This is a genomic window from Nocardioides sp. SRI_004, from assembly GCF_057586415.1.
Genome location: NZ_JBYCZV010000006.1, coordinates 25,488 through 42,871, shown reverse-complemented (window position 1 = coordinate 42,871; position 17,384 = coordinate 25,488). Strand labels below are relative to the sequence as shown.

Genomic DNA, 17,384 nt, shown 5'->3' with positions numbered 1-17,384 from the left:
CCCACCCTAGGTGGGCGGCGGGCACCGGCGGGCGGCCGAGAGGCCGGCCCACCGGGCAACCCCTGCCGATGTGGTCGGACCACTGTTTACGGATCACGGTCGCCACACAGGATCGGAACCTGCCGTAGCCCGTCCGCCCCAGGGGTGGGGCGAGAGCGACAGGCTAGGCCGGGCACGAGGGCCCGGGCAATCGGGAAACGCCTAGGCCGCCGGCACGTCGGACAGGTTGATCTCCACCATCAGCTCGTCGGCGATCGCCTCCAGCACGGCCCGCACCGCCTCGACGCTCGCGGCCGGCGGCGCGACGAGGACGGCCCTCGCCTCGAACAGCAGGCCGCCCGCCATCGGGGCCTCGCGGACATCAGTGGCGAGCTCCTCGATGCTGACGTGCTCGCGGGCGAGCGCCGCGGAGAGCTCCGCCACGATGCCGGGCCGGTCGGCACCGAGCAGCTCCAAGTTCCAGCGCGCGGCCGACTCAGCCGACTCGGCGGCCGGCTCGTCGGTCCGCTCGACGGTCACGACCAGTCCCGCGTCCTTGAGCGCGGCGAGGTCGGCAGCCAGCGCGTCGGCCTTCGCGTCCGGGACGTCGATGAGCAGGATGCCGGCGAACTTCCCACCCAGTCGCGCCATCTGGCTCCGGTTCCAGCTCGCGCCGTGGGCGTGGATCGGTGCCGAGAGGTCCGAGACGAGTCCTGCCCGGTCGTCGCCGATGCAGGTGAGGGTGAAGGTCGCCATGGGTGCAGGTTAAATGACCGCATGCCTCCCGTGGACGACTCCCGCTACGGCCGCCCCTCGCGGTGGCCGGCCTTCGCGATCGGCCTGCCGATCGCACTCTTCCTCGTGGTGGCGGGCGGTTACCTGACGCTGGTCTCGTGGGGCGTCATCGGCGACGAGGAGTCCAAGGGTTTGAGCGTGCTGGGGCCGATCCTCGCCGGCTTCGGGGTGGCGCTCGGCTGGGTCTGCGTGCGGCCCCGGCCATGACGGACTTCGACCGCGACGCGGCCAAGGCCTTCCAGCGACGCATGGTCGGCGTCATGAACGACGCCTCGCTCGGGCTGCTCCTCGGCATCGGCGACGAGCTCGGCCTGCTCGAGGTCCTCGCCCGCACCGGGCCCGCCGACACGGCCACGCTGGCGGAGGCGGCCGGGGTCGACGAGCGGTACCTGCGCGAGTGGCTGGACGGGATCGTCGCCGGTGACGTCGCCGTGTACGACGCCGAGGCCGGCCTCTACTCGCTGCCGGCCGAGCGCGCGGCCTGCCTGACCCCCGCCGACGGTCCGGTCAACCTCGCCCGCAGCCTGAAGATGCTCACCATGCTGGCCGGCGTCGAGCCAGACCTGCGGGAGCGGTTCCGCCACGGCGGCGGGCTCGGCTACGAGCACTACCCGCGCTTCCACGCGCTGATGGCCGAGGAGGCAGCGGCGACCCACGACGCCGGCCTGCTCGACATCGTCGTACCGGTCGTGCCGGGCCTGCACGAGCGGCTGACCGAGGGCGCGGCGCTGGCCGACATCGGCTGCGGGTCCGGGCACGCGGTCAACCTCCTGGCCCGCGCCTACCCGGCCAGCCGGTTCGTCGGCTTCGACCTCGGCGAGGAGGCGATCGCGGCCGCCCGTGCCGAGGCCGCCGACTGGGGACTCACCAACGCGAGCTTCGACGTGCGTGACGTCGCGACGCTGGGCGAGGAGGCGGCGTACGACGTCGTGACGGCCTTCGACGCGATCCACGACCAGGCCTTCCCGGACCGCGTGCTCGCGGGCATCTCGACGTCGCTGCGGCCCGGCGGGACGTTCCTGATGGTCGACATCAAGGCGGAGTCCGGGGTGGAGAACAACCTAGGCCTGCCGTGGGCGACCTACCTCTACACGCTCAGCCTCATGCACTGCATGACCGTCTCCCTCGCCGGTGGCGGCGCCGGCCTCGGCACGGTGTGGGGCCGGCAGACGGCGGTCCGGATGCTCGAGGAGGCGGGACTCACCGACGTCGAGGTCAACGAGGTCCGCACCGACCCGTTCAACTACTTCTACGTCGCCCGCAAGCCGGCCTGACCCGTCTGCTCCGCGAGCCACTTCGCCCGCCGGGTCGGCGAGGCCTGCGCGAGCCACGCGTCCTGGACGACCTCGGCGAGCTCGTCGTACCCGAGCTCGCCGACCCGGCTCGCCCGCAGCAGCACCGACGGGTGGCCGTCGAAGTGGGGCGTGGTGAAGAACGGGGTCGTGTCGTCCTGGACGAGCGCGAGCTTGTCGCCCTCGTCGGCGACCCAGAGGACGATCACGTCGTCGTACCGCTCCCCCGTCTGCGGGTCGACGGCGTCGGGGCGGGGGTTGCGGAAGAACACGAACGACTTGCCGCCCACCTGGTAGACGGGCCGTCCCTTCGTGCCCTCGACGATGCGCACGTGCGGCATCGCGAGCGCCAGGTCGTGCACGTCGTCGACCGTCGCCCGGCGGCTGCGCCTCCTCGCCATCACCTCAGGCTAGATGAGCAAGTCCAAGGGCTCAGCGTGCGAGAGCTTGGACTTCCTCATCTAGTGCCGGAACGTAGGCTCGGGGCGACCCGTCACCGACGGCCCCAGGAGGCGTCGTGTCCCGAACCGCCCGCTACCGCACGATCCTGCCCCGCTCGAGCCGCGCCGCCGTCGGGGCGACCGTCGCCACCGGCGTGCTCGGTGGCCTGGCTGCCGCGCCGGAGCGCGTGCGGGGCCTGTTCCGGCGCCGCTTCCCCACCGTCGCCGTCACCGGCATGACGGGCGTGGGCAAGACCCAGCTCGCCGACCGGCTCTCCCGGCGCAGCACCAACGGGGGCGCGGCCGAGGTCGGCTCGGCGGTGATGGAGCGGCGTACCCGCCGCTCGCGCCGGCTGCACGGCTTCCGCTTCCTCGTCGTCCCGGGCGACAACGCCGCGACCCGGCTCGGCGCACTGGACGAGGTGTTCCACGACGAGCCCGTCGACGGCGTGATCCACGTGGTCGCCAACGGCCACGCGACGCCCCGTCGTACGGCCGGCACGACCGGTGCGGCGAGCGCCACCCGTGAGGAGCAGCTCGCCGCCGAGCTGGAGGACTGGACGATCACGGCGCACCGGATCGCGTCGATGGCCGTGCGCCGCGACAAGCCGGTCTGGCTGGTGATCGCGGTGACCAAGGCCGACCTGTTCGCCGACGACATCGACGAGGTCGTCCGCTACTACTCCCCCGGCAGCGGCACGCCCTTCGGCGACAAGGTCGACGAGCTGCGGGCCCTGGCCGGCGGCGCGCGGCTGTCGATCGACGTGCTCCCGGTGTCCAGCCAGGGTGGCGAGCGTGGCTCGACGCTGCCGCCGAAGCAGGCGGCCGCCATGGTGGACGCCCTCGCGACCCGCCTGGCGCAGCTCAGCGGCCACGTCTGAGTTCGGGGCCCGAGCCCGGCGCGACCTAGACTGGAGGCACGGCCGGGACCGGCCGCCGGACGAGGGAGCCGTACCCGGAGCGCGACAAGACGGCCACGAAGGACGTGGCAGTCATGGCGTGGTTGGTGCTGGTGGTCTCCGGAGGGCTCGAGGCGGTCTGGGCGACGGCGCTCTCCCGCAGCGAGGGGTTCTCACGGCTGGCGCCGTCGATCGTGTTCCTGGTGGCACTCGTGGCGAGCATGGGCGGGCTCGGCTACGCCATGCGCACCCTGCCGGTCGGTACGGCGTACGCCGTGTGGGTCGGGATCGGCGCGGCGCTCACCGTGGTGATCGCGATGGCCTCGGGCGAGGAGTCGGTCAGCCTCGTGCGGGTCCTGCTGATCCTCGGCCTGGTGGGCTGCGTGGTCGGCCTCAAGCTCGCTCACTGACCAAGCCGCCACGAGGCGAGCACCCGGCAGTCCCCCTCGGCGTACCGGTGCAGCTCGAGCCGGTCCGCGACCGTCCGCACGGGCAGCCGGTGGGCGAGGGTCGTCCGGACCGACTCGAGGGACACGTCGGCCGACGACTGGTCCAGCGTGAGATGAGGTACGACGTCCGCGAACTCCCCCGCGTAGGGCGGGCACTGCGGGAACCGCTCCCACAGCGCAGCCGTCAGCGCGGCGAACGGGCCGGGCGGCGACGGCACCAGGTGGATGATGCCGTCGGGGAACGCGGCGACGTCGGCGAGCGTGTAGGAGAATGCCGGCGTCGTACGGGCGATCCGGGCGACCGCCGCCAGGTCGTCGGACGACGGCTCCGGCAGGAAGGGCGCCAGCGCGGTGATGTGCGCGTGGGTGAACGCGGGGTCCTGCGAGACCCACTCCGGCTCGTAGTGCGCCCAGCGTCCGCGCACGTGGTCCTCCAGCGCGGGGACGGGGACGACGAGGACGGTGTGGGCCACCGCAGGACCGTACCGGTCAGCCCGGGTCGAGGATCCGCCGCAGGAACTGCCGGGCCCGCTCGGTGCGCGGCGCCTCCAGCACCTGCTCGGGCGGGCCGGCCTCCACGATCCGGCCGCCGTCAAGGAAGAGCACCTGGTCGGCGACCTTGCGGGCGAAGTGGATCTCGTGGGTGACGACCACCATCGTCCAGCCCTGCTCGGCCAGGTCGCGGATGACCGCGAGCACCTCCCCCACCAGCTCGGGATCGAGCGCGGAGGTCGGCTCGTCGAAGAGCACGACCTCCGGACGCAGGGCGAGCGCGCGGGCGATGCCGACCCGTTGCTGCTGGCCGCCCGAGAGCTGGAACGGGTAGGCGTCCGCGCGGTCCGCGAGCCCGACCTGCTCCAGCAGCACGCGCGCGTCGGCGACCGCCTCGTCCTTCGGCCGCTTCTGCGCGACGACCGGCCCCTCGATCACGTTGTCCAGCACGCTCTTGTGCGGGAAGAGGTTGTGGGACTGGAAGACGAAGCCGGACTGCGCGCGGAGCCGGGCGATCTCGCGCTGCCCCGCCTTGCCCTCCGGCAGGCTCGCGAAGTCGACCTCCACGTCGCCGATGCCGACCACACCCGCGTCGGGCCGCTCGAGGACGTTGAGCGAGCGCAGCAGGGTGGTCTTGCCGGACCCGGACGGGCCGAGCAGGACCGTCGAGGTGCCGCGGGCTGCGGTCAGGTCGATGCCCCGCAGCACCGGGTGGTCGCCGAAGGACTTCGTCAGTCCGCGGACGCGGATCTCGTCAGCAGCAGTGGTCTCGGTCATTTCGCCACGTACCTGTCGAGTCGGGTCTCGAGGCGCCCCTGCGCCGACGAGAGGAGGGTGCAGATGATCCAGTAGTAGAGCCCGGCGAACGCGTAGAGCAGCAGGAACTCGTTGGTCCGGCCGGCCGCGACCTGCGCCACCCGGGTGACATCGGTGAGCAGCAGCACCGACACCAGCGAGGTGTCCTTGAGCAACGACAGCAGCGTGTTCGACAGTGGCGGTACGGCGGTGCGGAGGGCCTGGGGGAACACGATCCGGCGCAGCGTCTGGGAGTAGTCGAGGCCGATGGTCTGGGCGGCCTCGAACTGGCCCTTGGGCACGGCGAGGATGGCGGAGCGGACGATCTCGGCGGCGTACCCGGCGACGTTGAGGCCGAACGCGAGCACCGCCGCGACGAACGAGTCCAGCTTGATGCCGAGCTCCGGCAGCCCGAAGAAGACGATGAACAGCTGCAGCAGCAGCGGCGTCCCTCGGATCACCGACACGAAGCCGCGGGCGAGGCCGGACAGGATCCTGCTCCGCGAGATCCGGGCCAGCGCGACGGCGACGGCGAGGACCAGTCCGACGGCGAAGCTGATCGCCGTCAACGGCAAGGTGATCCGGACGACCCCCTTCAGCATCGGCCAGGCCTCGTCCTTCAGCACCTGCCAGTTCGACGAACGCTTGCGCGCGTCCGTGACGTCGACGTCGGCGGCGCCGCCCTCGACGGAGACGTCGGCCTTGAAGTACTTCTCCGAGATCTCGGTGAGGGTGCCGTCGGCGGCCAGTGCTTCGAGCGCGGCGTTCGCCTCGGCGAGCAGGTCGGCGTCGTCCTGGCGGAAGGCGAGGACCTGCTCGGTCTCCTGGCCCTCGGCGACGCCGGCGATCTTGACGTCGTCGGAGCCGGTGTTGGCGAGGTAGTCCAGCGCCGCGATGTTGTCGTTGAGGATGGCGTCGACGCGGCCCTGCCGGAGCAGCGCGGCCGCCTGGGCGAAGCCCTCGACCGCCTCGACCTTCGCACCCGCGTCCCGGGCGACCTGGGCCCAGTTGCTGGTCGACGACTGCGCCGTCGTACGGCCCTTGAGGTCGGCGAGCGTGGTGATGTCGTCCTCGTCGGCGCGGGTGACGATCACGCCCTCGGAGTAGGTGTAGGGCTCGGAGAGGCCGTACCTCGCGGCGCGCTCCTCGTTCCACGACACCTGGTTGGCGATCACGTCGATGCGCCCGGCGTCGAGCGCCGGGAAGATCGCGTCCCACTGGGTCTCGACGAACCGGAGCTCCCAGCCGGCCTTCTCCGCGACCGCCTTGATGACCTCGATGTCGTAGCCGGTGACGTCGGGCGACCCGGACTCGTGGAAGGAGAACGGCGGGTAGGTGCCCTCGGTGCCGACCCGGACCACCCGCGGGGCGTCCCCCTCGGCATCCTGTCGTACGACGCCCGGTGCCGCGGCGCCCGCGGGCAGCGCGGTCGCCGCGACCCCCAGCAGCACCGCCACGGCGGCCGCCCACCGCAGCCATCCCGGCCCGCTCGACCACCTCGGCCATCGACGTCGTCGCATGTGCAGTCTCCTCAGCTCGCCCGGACGAAGACCAGCCACCTTATATGAGTGATCCGGTGCACTTTCGTTCGCGGTAGCGTGCGGCTCCATGAACGCCATCGTCGCGCCCGATCCCGCCGTACGGAATGCCGCCGCGGAGCGGCTCGCCGGGCTGGCGACCCCCGCCGGGGCGCTCGGCCGCCTCGGTGAGCTCGGCGTCTGGGTCGCGGCGACCCAGGGCCAGTGCCCGCCGGCGCCCCTCGACAACGTCCGGCTGGTGATCTTCGCCGGCGACCACGGGGTCGCCCAGCACGGCGTCTCGGCCTATCCCCCGGCGATCACCCCGGCGATGGTGCGCACCTTCGTGCTCGGCAAGGCAGGCGTCTCCGCGCTGGCCGGCGCCCACGGCGTCAACGTCCGGGTGCTCGACATCGGCGTCGACGACGACCTCGAGGGCGTCCCCGCCGACGTCCAGGCGCACAAGGTCCGCCGCGGCAGCGGCGCGATCCACGTCGAGGACGCGCTCAGCGCCGAGGAGACCGCGGCCGCGATCGAGGCCGGCCGGGCGGTCGCCCGCGAGGAGATCGCGGCAGGTGCCCAGCTCCTGCTGTCCGGTGACATGGGCATCGGCAACACGACCCCGGCGTCGGCGATGGTGGCCGCCGCCCTCGGCCTGCCCGCCGCCGAGGTGACCGGCCGCGGCACCGGCGTCGACGACGCCGCCCTCGAGCACAAGCAGGTCGTCGTCCAGCAGGCGCTCGACCGCGCCGGCGACCGGCTCGCCGACCCCGTCCAGACCCTGCAGGCCGTCGGCAGCGCCGACCTCGCCGCGACCGTGGGCTACCTGCTGCAGGCGGCCGAGAGCGGCGTACCCGTGCTCCTCGACGGGCTGATGTCCGTCGCCTGTGCGCTGACCGCCGACCGGATCGCGCCCGGCGCTGCCGCGTGGTTCGCCGCCGGGCACCGCTCCACCGAGCCGGCCCAGTCGCTGGCGCTGGAGAAGCTCGGCCTCGAGCCGGTCCTCGACCTCGGCCTGCGCCTCGGCGAGGGCTCCGGCGCCGTCGCCGCCGTCCCGGTCGTGCGCTCCGCGGTCGCCCTGCTGCGCGACGTCGCGCTGCTGGCCGACCTGATGCCGCCCGCCTGAGAGCCCGGGTGAGCGTGGACGCCGCCGTCGCGGGACGCAGCCTGCGGCTCGCGATCGGGATGCTGACCGCGCTGCGCGTCCCGGCCGTGCTGCGGGTGACCCCCGGCATCGCCACCGGTGCGCTGCTGGTCGCGCCGCTCGCCGTTCTGCCGCTGGGCGTCGGTGTCGGCGTGGTGCTGTGGGGCGGCGGGCGCCTCGGGCTGCACGCCGCCGCGGTCGCCTTCGTGGCGCTCGCCGTCCTCGCGGTCGGCAGCCGGGCGCTCCACCTCGACGGCCTCTCCGACGTCGCCGACGGGCTGACCTCGTCCTACGACCGGGAGCGGTCGCTGGCCGTCATGAAGTCGGGTACGGCGGGCCCGGCCGGTGTCGCCGCGCTCGTGCTCGTGCTCGGCGTGCAGGCCGCCGCGCTTGCGTGGTTCGTGCCCCGGGGCGGGGAGCTGCGCCCGGTCGTCTTCGCCGGCGCAGCGGTGTGCGCGTCGCGGGCAGCGCTCTGGATCACCTGCAGCACGCTGGCGCCGCCCGCCCGCGAGGACGGGCTCGGCGTCACCTTCACCCGGCGGATCCCGGTCGCGGTGACGCTGGTGGGCTGGGGCGTGATCGCCGCGCTCGCTGCCCTGGTCGACCCGGTGCGCGGACCCGTGACCGTCGTGGTCGCCGGCCTCGTGGTCGCGCTGCTCACGCGGCACTGTGTCCGGCGCTTCGGCGGCGTCACCGGCGACGTGTTCGGCGCCTCGATCGAGGTGGCGCTGGCGGTGCTGCTGGTCGGGCTCGCCGGCGCCTGACCTCAGAGCCTCAGCACCCGCCCGGCGACGACGAGGTGGACCTCGTCGCACACCTCGGCCACCTGCTGGTTGACCGTGCCGAGCAGGTCGCGGAAGAGCCGCCCCGACCGCTCCGCCGGTACGACGCCGAGACCGACCTCGTTCGTCACGAGCACCACCGGCACGGTCGATGCGGCGACCGCGGCGACCACGCGAGCCAGCTCACCGAGCACGTGCTCCTGGACCTCGCCGACCGGCGCGTCCCACAGTCCCGCCTCGTCGACGACCGCCGTCAGCCAGGTGCCGAGGCAGTCGACGAGCACCGGTCCGCCGGCGCTGCCGATCACACCGGCCACGTCGCGGGTCTCCTCGGTGCGCCAGGTCGCCGGCCGGCGCTCCCGGTGCGCGGTGATGCGCGCGGCCCAGTCGGCGTCGTCGTACACGGGTCCGGCGGCGACGTAGGTGACGGCGTCGTCGGCGGTGAACAGCGACTCGGCGTGGCGCGACTTGCCGGAGCGGACGCCGCCGGTGACCAGGACCTTCATGCGAGCGTGAACGCGACCTTGCGGGCCGCCACGTCGGCGGTCTCCAGGCGGGCCTTGACGTCCTCGCCGAGCGGGAGCGGGCGCTCGGAGGAGACCGGCGCCTCGACACCGACCTCGGCCAGCACCACCACGCCCTGTCGCGGCTCGTCCTCGCGGACGCTCGTCACGACACCGTCGAACTCCTCGCCGACGCGGTCGGCCAGCACCGCCGCCTCGATCAGGTCGAGGACGGCCCGCTCGTAGGCGCCCGCCCTGCGGGCGGAGTCCTGCAGCTCCTTCGGCAGGCCCGGGAGCGCCTGCCGCACCCAGTCGGGGACGGGCGTCCCGGCGCAGATCGCGAGGCACACCTCGCCGGCGTAGCGGTCGCCGAGACGGCGCAGCGGCGCGGTGACGTGGGCGTACTCGGCGGCGATCGCCGAGTGCCGGGTCTGCTCGGGCAGCTCGCCGTCGAAGGCGGCGTACCCGCTGCCGCGGAGCAGGCGGGTGCAGGCGACGACCATCGCCTGGTGCTGGGACCTCGACGGGTCGAGCGAGCGGATGAACTCGGGATAGTCCATGTCGGAGGGCCAGTCGACGCGGAGGCCCTTGGCCACGCGGCGCAGCCGTGAGACGTCGCGCGGGTCGGCGGGTGGCAGCGTGCGCAGGATGCCGACCTTCGCGCCGACCATCAGCGAGGCGGCGCCGATGCCCGTCAGGAGCGAGATCTGGGCGTTCCACTGCTCGACCGGCAGCTGCTGGCGGAAGACCAGCTCGAACCCGCCGTCGACCTCGTCGACCTCCTGCTCCGGCAGCGGGAGCGAGATGCCGCCGCGGTCGATCTCCTGCTTCTCGCGCAGCCGCCCCACCTCCCGGAGCAGCTGCAGCACCTCGCCGGCCGTGCCGTCGTCGAGCGCCTTCTGCGCGTCGACGTAGGACCAGCGGGCGGTCGAGCGGACCCGCGCCCGCTCGACGTGGACCTTCGTGGTCGTGCCGGCCTCGTCGAGCTCGATCGTCCACAGCAGCGCCGGGTGGACCTGGTCGGGCAGCAGCGAGGCGGCGCCCTCGGACAGCGCCGGCGGGTGCAGCGGGATCCGGCTGCCGGCGCCGTACAGCGTCTCGCCGCGGCGGTGCGCCTCGAGGTCGACGGGGTCGCCGGGCTCCACGAACGCGGCGACGTCGGCGATGGCGTAGTGGACGACGAAGCCGCTGCCTGCGCTCTCGATGTGCACGGCCTGGTCGAGGTCCATCGATCCCTCGGGGTCGATGGTGATGAACGGCAGGTCGGTCCGGTCCAGCTCGGGGAGTACGACGCCCGCGGCCGCCTGCTCCGCCGCGGCGGTCACCTCCGCGGGGAACTCGCCGGGGAGCTCGAGCTCCGTCGCGATCGCCCGCAGGCCCTCCTGCAGCGCCGGTGAGCTCGCGTTGACCCGGACCACGAGGTTGTTCGGCATGTGCTCGACCCTATCCTTGCGGCCGTGCTGATCCTGCTGCCACCGAGTGAGGGCAAGTCCACCCCGTCCCGGGGCAAGCCCCTCGACCTCGCGGCGCTCTCGTCACCGGAGCTGACCCCCGCCCGGGAGCAGGTGCTCGAGGCCCTGGTCGCCCTGTGCGCCGATGACCCGGTCAGGGCCGCCGAGGTGCTGGGCCTCTCCCCCGGCCAGGCCGACCTCGTGCTGCGCAACGCAGGGCTCCGGGAGGCACCCACCGCACGGGCCGACCGGATCTACACCGGCGTCCTCTACGACGCCCTCGACGTCGAGTCGCTCTCCGCGGCGGCGAAGCGCCGTGCGACCTCCCGGCTCGGGGTGGCCTCGAGCCTGTTCGGGCTGGTCCGGATGGGCGACCGCCTGCCGTCGTACCGGCTCTCGGGCGATGCCACCCTCCCCGACCTCGGCCCCGTCGCCGGCGTCTGGCGCGAGGCGCTGCCCGACGTGATGGCGGCCGCGATCGGGCGCGGCCTGTTCGTGGACCTGCGCTCGGGGATGTACGCCAACTTCTGGCGCCCGGGCCCGGAGCTCGCGAAGCGCACCGCGACCGTGCGCGTCCTCCACGAGCACAACGGCACCCGCAAGGTGGTCAGCCACTTCAACAAGGCGACCAAGGGACGCATCGTCCGCGCACTGCTCGAGGACGGCGCCGACCCGCGCACGCCCGCCGCGCTGGCGGCGACGCTGGAGCGGCTGGGGTGGACCGTGGAGATCGGGGCGCCGGGGAAGGCCGGGACCCAGCTCGACGTGGTGGTCAGCGAGCTGTAGCGGGCGTCGTACCGGACTGAATGGTCGTGAGATCGCCTGATCCACAGCCACTGGGTCCGGTACGACGGCCTGTGGATGAGCGGAAGCACGACCCGCCCCGTTCGCGCAGGGTGTGCGGGTGGAGTTGCACATCAGCCGACCGGGGATCGCGAGTCCACGACGGATCGATCCCCACGGCGTCACCGGTCCGACCCGCGGGCAGGCACGCGGTCCCCACTGGACCAACGTCGGACTCGGGGTCTACCGCCCGCGCTCGGCACCCGACAGCACCGAGCAGCGGATCGTCGACGCCGCTGCCAACGTGCCGTATGGCTGTGCCGTCACGGGCTGGGCGGCCCTGCGCTGGCTCGGCGCTCGGTGGTTCGACGGCCGGGCAGCCGACGGCTCACCGCTTCCGGTGCCGATCGCGGTCGGCGACCGGCACGCGAAGCGCGGGCATGACGAGATCATCGTCTCGGAGGACTGGCTGTTCCCCGGAGACGTGACAGTGGTCGACGGCCTGCCGATCACGACGCCGGTGCGATCGGTGACCTACGAGGCGCGGGTCGCGGACGGAGAGATCGCGGCCCTCCGGGCGATCGAGATGGCGGCGTACGACGACCTGGTCAGCATCGCCGAGCTGACGTCCTACACGGCCAGGCTGACCAGCCGCCCCGGCAAGGTGCGGCTCGAGGCCGCCCTCGCGGTCGCGGACGAGAACGCATGGTCGCCGATGGAGATCGTGATGCGACGCTTCTGGCAACGAGACCGGGACCGGCCGCTGCTGTGCAACCAACCCGTCTTCGACTTCGCTGGCAACCACCTGTTCACACCCGACCTGCTCGACGTCGAGGCCGGTGTCGCCGGGGAGTACGACGGCAGCGTCCACGACACCGGCCCGCGCCGCGGCAAGGACCTGGACCGTGCGGAGCTCACCCGCCGGCTCGGGATCGAGGTGGCGACCATGATGGCGGGCCAGGGCGAGCGGCAGCGGTTCCTGCACCGCCTCGACGGCGCGTACGAACGGGCCGCGCGCTTCGCCGGCCCACGCCTGTGGACCATCGAGCCGCCGGCGTGGTGGACGGACACCACGACGGTCGCCCGGCGCCGTGCCCTCGGCCCGGCCGAGCGCGAACGCTGGCTCGGCCACCGTCGTACCGGACTGAATGGTCGTGAAATCGCCTGATCCACAGCCACTGGGTCCGGTACGACGGGCGCCGGATCACCAGCGCCGGATCACCAGCGCCCGGTGTCCCGCAGCGTCCGCCGGCCCGGCGCGAGCGCGTTGAAGAAGCGCAGCGACCCGCGCTTCTCCCCCGTCCGCGGGTCGGGCCAGAACGCGATCACGGAGACGGCGGCGGGTGCGAGCTCCATCCGGAACAGCGCGTCCAGCGGCGCCTCCATCGCGTGCGCGACGAGGGTCTTGATCGGCGTCACGTGGCTGACCACGACCACCGTCCGGCCCTCGTGCGCCTCCAGGACCCGCTCGAGCCCGGCGAGCACCCGCTCGCGGACCTGGACGAAGGACTCGCCTCCCGGCGGAGGGGTCGCCATGTCGGCGAACCATGCCTCCATCCGCTCCTTGTCGCGCTCGGCGACCTCGGTGAAGGTGAGGCCGTCCCACTCGCCGAACTCCATCTCGGCGAAGCCGGGCTCCTCCTCGACCGGCAGGCCCAGCGCGGCGGCGACGATGTCCGCCGTCTCGCGGGTACGACGGACGGGCGAGGCCACGACGACGTCGATGCTCTCCTTCAGCTCGGTCAGCCACGCGGCCACCTCGGCGGCCTGGGCGCGGCCCTCCTCGGACAGCGCCGGGTTGTCGCCGCCGAGACCGCCGGAGAACCGGCGGCCGGTCGTGTGCGGGGTGACGCCGTGGCGGACGAGCACGATCGTGGTCGGCTCGCCGGGCCTGGAGGACGGCGAGGAGGCCTCCTCGGCCGCGGACTCGGGCTCGTCGGGGACACCGTCGCCGGGCACCGGGCCGGAGGCGAGAGTCACCCCGTCGCGCACGCCGTCCAGGGCCTCGTTGGCCAGCCGGTCGGCGTGGCTGTTCTCGGCCCGCGGCACCCACGTGTACGTCGTACCGGCCGGCGCGATCTCCGCCGCCTGGGCCGCGAGCACCTTCATGTCGGCGTGCTTGATCCGCCAGCGCCCCGACATCTGCTCGACGACGAGCTTGGAGTCCATCCGCACCTCGACCGACGCGCCGGGCGCGTGCTCGACCGCGAGGGCGAGCCCGGCGACGAGGCCGGAGTACTCGGCGACGTTGTTGGTAGCGACGCCGATCGTGCGGGCGTCCTCGGCGATCACCTCGCCGGTGGCGGCGTCGCGCAGCACGGCGCCGTACGCCGCCGGCCCGGGGTTGCCGCGAGAGCCGCCGTCGGCCTCGACGACGACCCGGGCGGGCGTCACCATCAGAGGCCGCTCTCGGCCGTCCGCACCAGGATCCGCTGGCACTCCTCGTGCCGGATCACGGTCTCGGCCGGGGTCGCCCGGATCTCGGCGAGCTCGCCGGCGTCGAGGGCCAGCTGGCAGCCACCGCACTGGCGGGCCCGCAACGCACCGACGCCGGTGCCGCCCTTGGCGGCACGGATCTTCTCGTAGAGCGCCAGCAGGTCGGCGGGCAGCTCGGCCGTGATCGCGTCGCGGCCCGAGGCCACCTGCGCGATCTCGGCGTCCAGCTCGGCCGCCTTCTCGTCGCGGGCGGTGGTCAGCTCGCCGAGCCGGGCGTCGAGCTCCTCGATCGCGGCGGTCAGCTCACCGAGCGCGGACTGCGCCTCCTCGAGCTGCTCCATGACCTCGAGCTCCTCGTCCTCGAGCGTCGAGATCCGGCGCTCCAGCGACTCCAGCTCGTGCTGCATCCGCTCCAGCGCCTTCGGATCCCCGATGGCGCCCGAGTCCATCCGCTCGCGGTCACGGGTACGACGCGCCTTGACCTGCTCCACGTCGGCGTCGGCCTTGGCCTGCGCGAGCGAGAGGTCGTCGACGACGATGCGCTGGTCGCGCAGCCGGCCGTCGACATCGGCCCGCTTCCCGAGCAGCTCCTTGATCTCGGCGGCCTGCGGCGGGTTGGCCCGCAGGTGCCGGAGCTGGTCGACCTGGGAGTCAAGCGCCTGGAGGTCGAGCAGGCGGAGCTGGGCGGCGGGGTCGGCGTTCACAGGTGCATTGTCCAAGGATCGGTGACGATGTCGCTCACCCGGGTCTCGAGAGCGTCGCCGAGCGCGTCGTGGAGGCGCTCGGCGAGGACCGGGAGCCAGGTCGACTCGGCCGCCCAGTGGGCCACGTCGACCAGCGCCGGGCCGCCCTTCTCGACGAACTCCGCCGCCGGGTGGTGGCGCAGGTCGCTGGTCACGTAGGCGTCGACGCCGAGCCCCGCGACCCGGTCGAGCAGGAAGTCGCCCGCGCCGCCGCAGACCGCCACGCGGCGGACCGGGCGGTCGCCGTCGCCGGCCACGCGTACGCCGTGGGCGGTCGCCGGGAGCACCGCCGCGACGTGCTCGGCGAACTCCCGCAGCGTCGCCTGCGCGACGGTGCCGATCCGGCCGGTCCCCGTCCCGGCCAGGCCCGGGTCGGCGAGCTCACTGACGTCGTACGCGGGCTCCTCGTAGGGGTGGGCGGCCAGCATCGCGCGGACCACCGCCGTGCGGACCGAGCGCTCGAGGACGGCCTCGACGCGCACCTCCTCGACGGTCTCCAGCTGGCCGATCGTCCCCACCATCGGGTTCGCGCCGTCGAGCGGCCGGAAGCGACCCTCGCCGGGGGCGCTGGTGAAGGACGCGAAGTCGTAGTCGCCGATCCGGCCGGCGCCGGCCTCGGCGATCGCGGCGCGCACGGGGGCGGCGGCGTCGGCGGGCACGAACACCGTCAGCTTGTCCCGCGGGCCGCCCGGCGCGGGGATGATCGGCTCGAGGTCGGTGAGCCCGAGCGCCAGCGCCAGCGACTCCGAGACGCCGCCCACGGCCTGGTCGGCGTTGGTGTGCGCGGTCAGCAGCGCGCAGTCGGCCTTCGCGAGGGTGTGCAGCGTGCGGCCCTTCGGGCTGGTCGCGGCGAACCCGTTGACCGGCTTGAGGAACAGCGGGTGGTGGACGACGAGCAGGTCGGCCTTCCAGTCCGCGGCCTGCTCCGCGACCGCGGGCGAGGGGTCGACGGCGAGCAGCACCTTCCGCACCTGCTGGGCCGGGTCGCCGTACACGAGCCCGACGGCGTCCCAGGAGTCGGCGGTCGCGGGCGGGTACCAGCCGTGGAGCAGGTCAACGACGTCCTTGAGCGCAGGCATGTCCGTCAGGCTACTGGTGGGTCGACGAGCGGCCAGAGGTTGATAGTGTGCGAGGGCCAGTCGACCTCCCCGGAGGTCAGGGAACCCGGTGTGAGTCCGGGACTGACGCGCAGCGGTGTGGGTGACGGGCGGAGCACGACGTCACTGGGTCCTCCGGGTCCTGGGAAGACGCTCCAGCCCGGATGATCCCGAGTCCGAAGACCTGCTGGCCCTTGCGGAGACCACCGCGAGGTCGAAGGGGCGATCGCGAGGAGCCCCGACCTCGAAGGACCACCCTTGGCCCCAGCAGCCACCACCCGCAGCCGGCCGGACCGCTGCCCCGGCATCGTGCACCCCTGGCCCGCCGACGACGGCGGGCTGGTCCGCATCCGCGTGCCCGGCGGCCAGGTGTCGACCGCGGCCCTGCGCGCGCTGGCCGAGGTCGCCGAGGAGTACGGCGACGGGCGGGTCCGCGTGACCGGCCGGGCCAACCTGCAGCTGCGGGCGATGCCGCTCGACGCCGGCGACCGGCTCGCCGCCCCCGCCCTCGAGGCGCTCGAGGCGACGGGGCTGCTGCCCTCGCGGGCCCACGACCGGGTGCGCAACGTCCTCGCCTCCCCGCAGACCGGCCTCGCCGGCGGCCACGCCGACCTGCGGCCCGTCGTGACCGCGCTCGACGCGCTGCTCCTCGACGACCCGGAGCTCGCCGGCCTGCCCGGCCGCTTCCTGTTCACCCTCGACGACGGCCGCGGCGACCTCGCCGACCGGCACAAGGACCTCGGCCTGGTCGCGCTCGACGCCGGCAGCGCCCAGCTCCGCGTCGGCGAGGGGTACGGCGCCGTGGTCGACCTGCGCGACGCGGCAGGCTCGCTCGCCGGGCTGGCCCGCGACTTCCTCGCCGCGCGCGGCACGGGGCCGGCGGCCGCGTGGCACGTCGACGAGCTGCCCGCGCCGCTCGTGGCGCCGGTCCCGGCCGAGCCGGCGGGCGTCGTACACGCGCCGGCGCTGGGGTACGGCGAGGTCCCCGGCGGCGAGCACGTCCGGGTCGGCGACGACGGCCTCGACCTCCCGACCATCGCCGGCTGGAGCGCGACGACCGTGGTCGTCACGCCCTGGCACGGCGTGCTCATCCCGACGTCGGCTTCCCTGGAGGAGGGCCCATGACCGAGCTGACCGCTCCCCCGCGCCGCTACGACTACATCGCCGACGGGCCGGCGATCTATGTCGACTCGTTCGCGACGATCCGCCGCGAGTCGGACCTCTCGCTGGTGCCGGCCGACGCCGAGAAGGTCGCCGTCCGGATGATCCACGGCAGCGGGCAGACCGACCTGGTCAAGGACCTGGTCGTCCACCCCCGCCTCGTCGAGGCGGCGCGCGGTGCGCTCGACTCCGGAGCGCCGATCCTCTGCGACGCACGGATGGTCGCCATGGGCATCACCGCCGGCCGGCTCCCCGCCGACAACCCGGTGCACTGCTTCCTCACCGACGAGCGGGTGCCGGCGCTGGCCAAGGAGTGGTCGACCACCCGCACCGCCGCTGCGGTGTCACTGTGGGAGCCGCTGCTGGAGGGCTCGGTCGTCGCGATCGGCAACGCCCCGACCGCGCTCTTCCACCTGCTCGAGATGATCCTCGACGGCGGCCCGCGCCCGGCCGCGATCGTCGGCTGCCCGGTCGGCTTCATCGGCGCCGCCGAGTCCAAGGACGCGCTCGCCGCCTTCGCGGACGACCACGGCATCGACATCCCGTTCGTCACCGTCCGCGGGCGCCGCGGCGGCTCCGCGATGGCGTCGTCGGCGGTCAACGCCCTCGCCCAGGAGGAGGAGTAG

Annotated in this window: 20 protein-coding genes and 2 riboswitches; of the genes, 10 read left to right on the top strand and 10 right to left on the bottom strand. The window is 73.8% G+C overall.

What is annotated here, in order from left to right; genetic code table 11:
• Positions 1–201: 201 nt before the first annotated feature.
• Positions 202–735: a glycine cleavage system transcriptional repressor gene (locus tag AC2YHB_RS09775; protein ID WP_179647393.1), complete on the bottom strand. Its 534-nt coding sequence runs from the start codon at positions 733–735 to the stop codon at positions 202–204.
• A gap of 21 nt (positions 736–756) precedes the next feature.
• Between AC2YHB_RS09775 and AC2YHB_RS09770 the strand changes: the two genes are divergently transcribed.
• Both AC2YHB_RS09770 and AC2YHB_RS09765 read left to right on the top strand, forming a co-directional pair.
• Positions 757–981, top strand: a complete 225-nt coding sequence (locus AC2YHB_RS09770; protein ID WP_179647394.1) for a hypothetical protein — start codon at positions 757–759, stop codon at positions 979–981.
• Entirely contained in the window at positions 978–2,048 is a 1,071-nt protein-coding gene (locus AC2YHB_RS09765) for a class I SAM-dependent methyltransferase (RefSeq protein WP_179647395.1), read from the top strand. Before AC2YHB_RS09770 ends, AC2YHB_RS09765 begins: the two co-directional genes overlap by 4 nt.
• Here AC2YHB_RS09765 and AC2YHB_RS09760 read toward each other — a convergent pair.
• The gene (locus AC2YHB_RS09760) at positions 2,024–2,467 is read right to left on the bottom strand and encodes an MmcQ/YjbR family DNA-binding protein (protein WP_179647396.1); all 444 of its coding nucleotides are present in this window, start codon (positions 2,465–2,467) and stop codon (positions 2,024–2,026) included. The genes AC2YHB_RS09765 and AC2YHB_RS09760 overlap by 25 nt on opposite strands.
• A gap of 116 nt (positions 2,468–2,583) precedes the next feature.
• On the opposite strand from AC2YHB_RS09760, the gene AC2YHB_RS09755 reads away from it, so the two are divergent.
• Complete coding sequence (locus AC2YHB_RS09755; RefSeq protein WP_051932139.1) at positions 2,584–3,387, top strand: DEAD/DEAH box helicase family protein; 804 nt, start codon at positions 2,584–2,586, stop codon at positions 3,385–3,387.
• A 35-nt stretch (positions 3,388–3,422) separates the two neighbouring features.
• Positions 3,423–3,487: riboswitch (guanidine-III (ykkC-III) riboswitch) on the top strand.
• 13 nt (positions 3,488–3,500) lie between these two features.
• Positions 3,501–3,815, top strand: a complete 315-nt coding sequence (locus AC2YHB_RS09750) for a DMT family transporter (protein WP_179647397.1) — start codon at positions 3,501–3,503, stop codon at positions 3,813–3,815.
• On the opposite strand, the gene AC2YHB_RS09745 is transcribed toward AC2YHB_RS09750, so the two are convergent.
• Genes AC2YHB_RS09745 through AC2YHB_RS09735 form a run of 3 tightly spaced genes read right to left on the bottom strand, consistent with a single transcriptional unit; the run spans position 3,809 to position 6,661 of the window.
• Positions 3,809–4,327, bottom strand: coding sequence for a 2'-5' RNA ligase family protein (locus tag AC2YHB_RS09745; RefSeq protein ID WP_179647398.1), 519 nt, complete (start codon positions 4,325–4,327; stop codon positions 3,809–3,811). The genes AC2YHB_RS09750 and AC2YHB_RS09745 overlap by 7 nt on opposite strands.
• Before the next feature lie 16 nt (positions 4,328–4,343).
• Complete coding sequence (locus AC2YHB_RS09740; protein ID WP_179647399.1) at positions 4,344–5,123, bottom strand: amino acid ABC transporter ATP-binding protein; 780 nt, start codon at positions 5,121–5,123, stop codon at positions 4,344–4,346.
• Complete coding sequence (locus AC2YHB_RS09735; RefSeq protein ID WP_179647400.1) at positions 5,120–6,661, bottom strand: ABC transporter substrate-binding protein/permease; 1,542 nt, start codon at positions 6,659–6,661, stop codon at positions 5,120–5,122. Before AC2YHB_RS09735 ends, AC2YHB_RS09740 begins: the two co-directional genes overlap by 4 nt.
• 88 nt (positions 6,662–6,749) lie before the next feature.
• On the opposite strand from AC2YHB_RS09735, the gene cobT reads away from it, so the two are divergent.
• Positions 6,750–7,784: a nicotinate-nucleotide--dimethylbenzimidazole phosphoribosyltransferase gene (gene cobT / locus AC2YHB_RS09730; protein ID WP_036544521.1), complete on the top strand. Its 1,035-nt coding sequence runs from the start codon at positions 6,750–6,752 to the stop codon at positions 7,782–7,784.
• A gap of 8 nt (positions 7,785–7,792) precedes the next feature.
• On the top strand, positions 7,793–8,566 hold the full coding sequence (locus AC2YHB_RS09725; RefSeq protein WP_308645437.1) for an adenosylcobinamide-GDP ribazoletransferase: 774 nt from the start codon (positions 7,793–7,795) through the stop codon (positions 8,564–8,566).
• Positions 8,567–8,568: 2 nt separating this feature from the next.
• Here AC2YHB_RS09725 and cobU read toward each other — a convergent pair whose 3' ends face one another.
• Together cobU and AC2YHB_RS09715 are read right to left on the bottom strand one after the other, a co-directional pair.
• The gene (cobU, locus tag AC2YHB_RS09720) at positions 8,569–9,090 is read right to left on the bottom strand and encodes a bifunctional adenosylcobinamide kinase/adenosylcobinamide-phosphate guanylyltransferase (protein ID WP_179647401.1); all 522 of its coding nucleotides are present in this window, start codon (positions 9,088–9,090) and stop codon (positions 8,569–8,571) included.
• A complete protein-coding gene (locus AC2YHB_RS09715; RefSeq protein WP_487353819.1) occupies positions 9,087–10,520 on the bottom strand; it encodes an RNB domain-containing ribonuclease in 1,434 nt (477 codons plus the stop codon). The genes cobU and AC2YHB_RS09715 overlap by 4 nt, the downstream gene beginning before the upstream one ends.
• Positions 10,521–10,544: 24 nt before the next feature.
• Here AC2YHB_RS09715 and yaaA point away from each other — a divergent pair, with 24 nt between their 5' ends.
• Together yaaA and AC2YHB_RS09705 are read left to right on the top strand one after the other, a co-directional pair.
• Positions 10,545–11,324 (top strand): peroxide stress protein YaaA, encoded by a 780-nt coding sequence (gene yaaA, locus AC2YHB_RS09710; protein ID WP_487353818.1) that lies wholly within the window; start codon positions 10,545–10,547, stop codon positions 11,322–11,324.
• Positions 11,325–11,442: 118 nt separating this feature from the next.
• The gene (locus AC2YHB_RS09705; RefSeq protein ID WP_179647404.1) at positions 11,443–12,489 is read left to right on the top strand and encodes a PDDEXK family nuclease; all 1,047 of its coding nucleotides are present in this window, start codon (positions 11,443–11,445) and stop codon (positions 12,487–12,489) included.
• Between the two features lie 50 nt (positions 12,490–12,539).
• Here AC2YHB_RS09705 and AC2YHB_RS09700 read toward each other — a convergent pair whose 3' ends face one another.
• From AC2YHB_RS09700 to AC2YHB_RS09690, 3 genes are read right to left on the bottom strand one after another with little or no spacing between them, the layout of a single operon-like run.
• A complete protein-coding gene (locus tag AC2YHB_RS09700) occupies positions 12,540–13,718 on the bottom strand; it encodes a bifunctional RNase H/acid phosphatase (RefSeq protein WP_179647405.1) in 1,179 nt (392 codons plus the stop codon).
• On the bottom strand, positions 13,718–14,461 hold the full coding sequence (locus tag AC2YHB_RS09695) for a zinc ribbon domain-containing protein (protein ID WP_036544511.1): 744 nt from the start codon (positions 14,459–14,461) through the stop codon (positions 13,718–13,720). Before AC2YHB_RS09695 ends, AC2YHB_RS09700 begins: the two co-directional genes overlap by 1 nt.
• The gene (locus AC2YHB_RS09690; RefSeq protein ID WP_179647406.1) at positions 14,458–15,579 is read right to left on the bottom strand and encodes a Nif3-like dinuclear metal center hexameric protein; all 1,122 of its coding nucleotides are present in this window, start codon (positions 15,577–15,579) and stop codon (positions 14,458–14,460) included. Before AC2YHB_RS09690 ends, AC2YHB_RS09695 begins: the two co-directional genes overlap by 4 nt.
• 40 nt (positions 15,580–15,619) lie before the next feature.
• Positions 15,620–15,803: riboswitch (cobalamin riboswitch) on the top strand.
• Between the two features lie 52 nt (positions 15,804–15,855).
• Here AC2YHB_RS09690 and AC2YHB_RS09685 point away from each other — a divergent pair.
• Positions 15,856–16,722 (top strand): nitrite reductase, encoded by an 867-nt coding sequence (locus tag AC2YHB_RS09685; protein WP_179647407.1) that lies wholly within the window; start codon positions 15,856–15,858, stop codon positions 16,720–16,722.
• Positions 16,719–17,384 carry a precorrin-8X methylmutase gene (locus tag AC2YHB_RS09680; RefSeq protein WP_179647408.1) on the top strand — a complete coding sequence of 222 codons (666 nt, stop codon included), beginning with the start codon at positions 16,719–16,721 and terminating at the stop codon, positions 17,382–17,384. Before AC2YHB_RS09685 ends, AC2YHB_RS09680 begins: the two co-directional genes overlap by 4 nt.

Bases quoted from the DNA above. Each gene is read 5' to 3' on its own strand.
- AC2YHB_RS09775 (WP_179647393.1), bottom strand. From the start codon at position 735: ATGGCGACCTTCACCCTCACCTGCATCGGCGACGACCGGGCAGGACTC.
- AC2YHB_RS09770 (WP_179647394.1), top strand. From the start codon at position 757: ATGCCTCCCGTGGACGACTCCCGCTACGGCCGCCCCTCGCGGTGGCCG.
- AC2YHB_RS09765 (WP_179647395.1), top strand. From the start codon at position 978: ATGACGGACTTCGACCGCGACGCGGCCAAGGCCTTCCAGCGACGCATG.
- AC2YHB_RS09760 (WP_179647396.1), bottom strand. From the start codon at position 2,467: ATGGCGAGGAGGCGCAGCCGCCGGGCGACGGTCGACGACGTGCACGAC.
- AC2YHB_RS09750 (WP_179647397.1), top strand. From the start codon at position 3,501: ATGGCGTGGTTGGTGCTGGTGGTCTCCGGAGGGCTCGAGGCGGTCTGG.
- AC2YHB_RS09740 (WP_179647399.1), bottom strand. From the start codon at position 5,123: ATGACCGAGACCACTGCTGCTGACGAGATCCGCGTCCGCGGACTGACG.
- AC2YHB_RS09735 (WP_179647400.1), bottom strand. From the start codon at position 6,661: ATGCGACGACGTCGATGGCCGAGGTGGTCGAGCGGGCCGGGATGGCTG.
- cobT (WP_036544521.1), top strand. From the start codon at position 6,750: ATGAACGCCATCGTCGCGCCCGATCCCGCCGTACGGAATGCCGCCGCG.
- cobU (WP_179647401.1), bottom strand. From the start codon at position 9,090: ATGAAGGTCCTGGTCACCGGCGGCGTCCGCTCCGGCAAGTCGCGCCAC.
- AC2YHB_RS09715 (WP_487353819.1), bottom strand. From the start codon at position 10,520: ATGCCGAACAACCTCGTGGTCCGGGTCAACGCGAGCTCACCGGCGCTG.
- AC2YHB_RS09700 (WP_179647405.1), bottom strand. From the start codon at position 13,718: ATGGTGACGCCCGCCCGGGTCGTCGTCGAGGCCGACGGCGGCTCTCGC.
- AC2YHB_RS09690 (WP_179647406.1), bottom strand. From the start codon at position 15,579: ATGCCTGCGCTCAAGGACGTCGTTGACCTGCTCCACGGCTGGTACCCG.
- AC2YHB_RS09680 (WP_179647408.1), top strand. From the start codon at position 16,719: ATGACCGAGCTGACCGCTCCCCCGCGCCGCTACGACTACATCGCCGAC.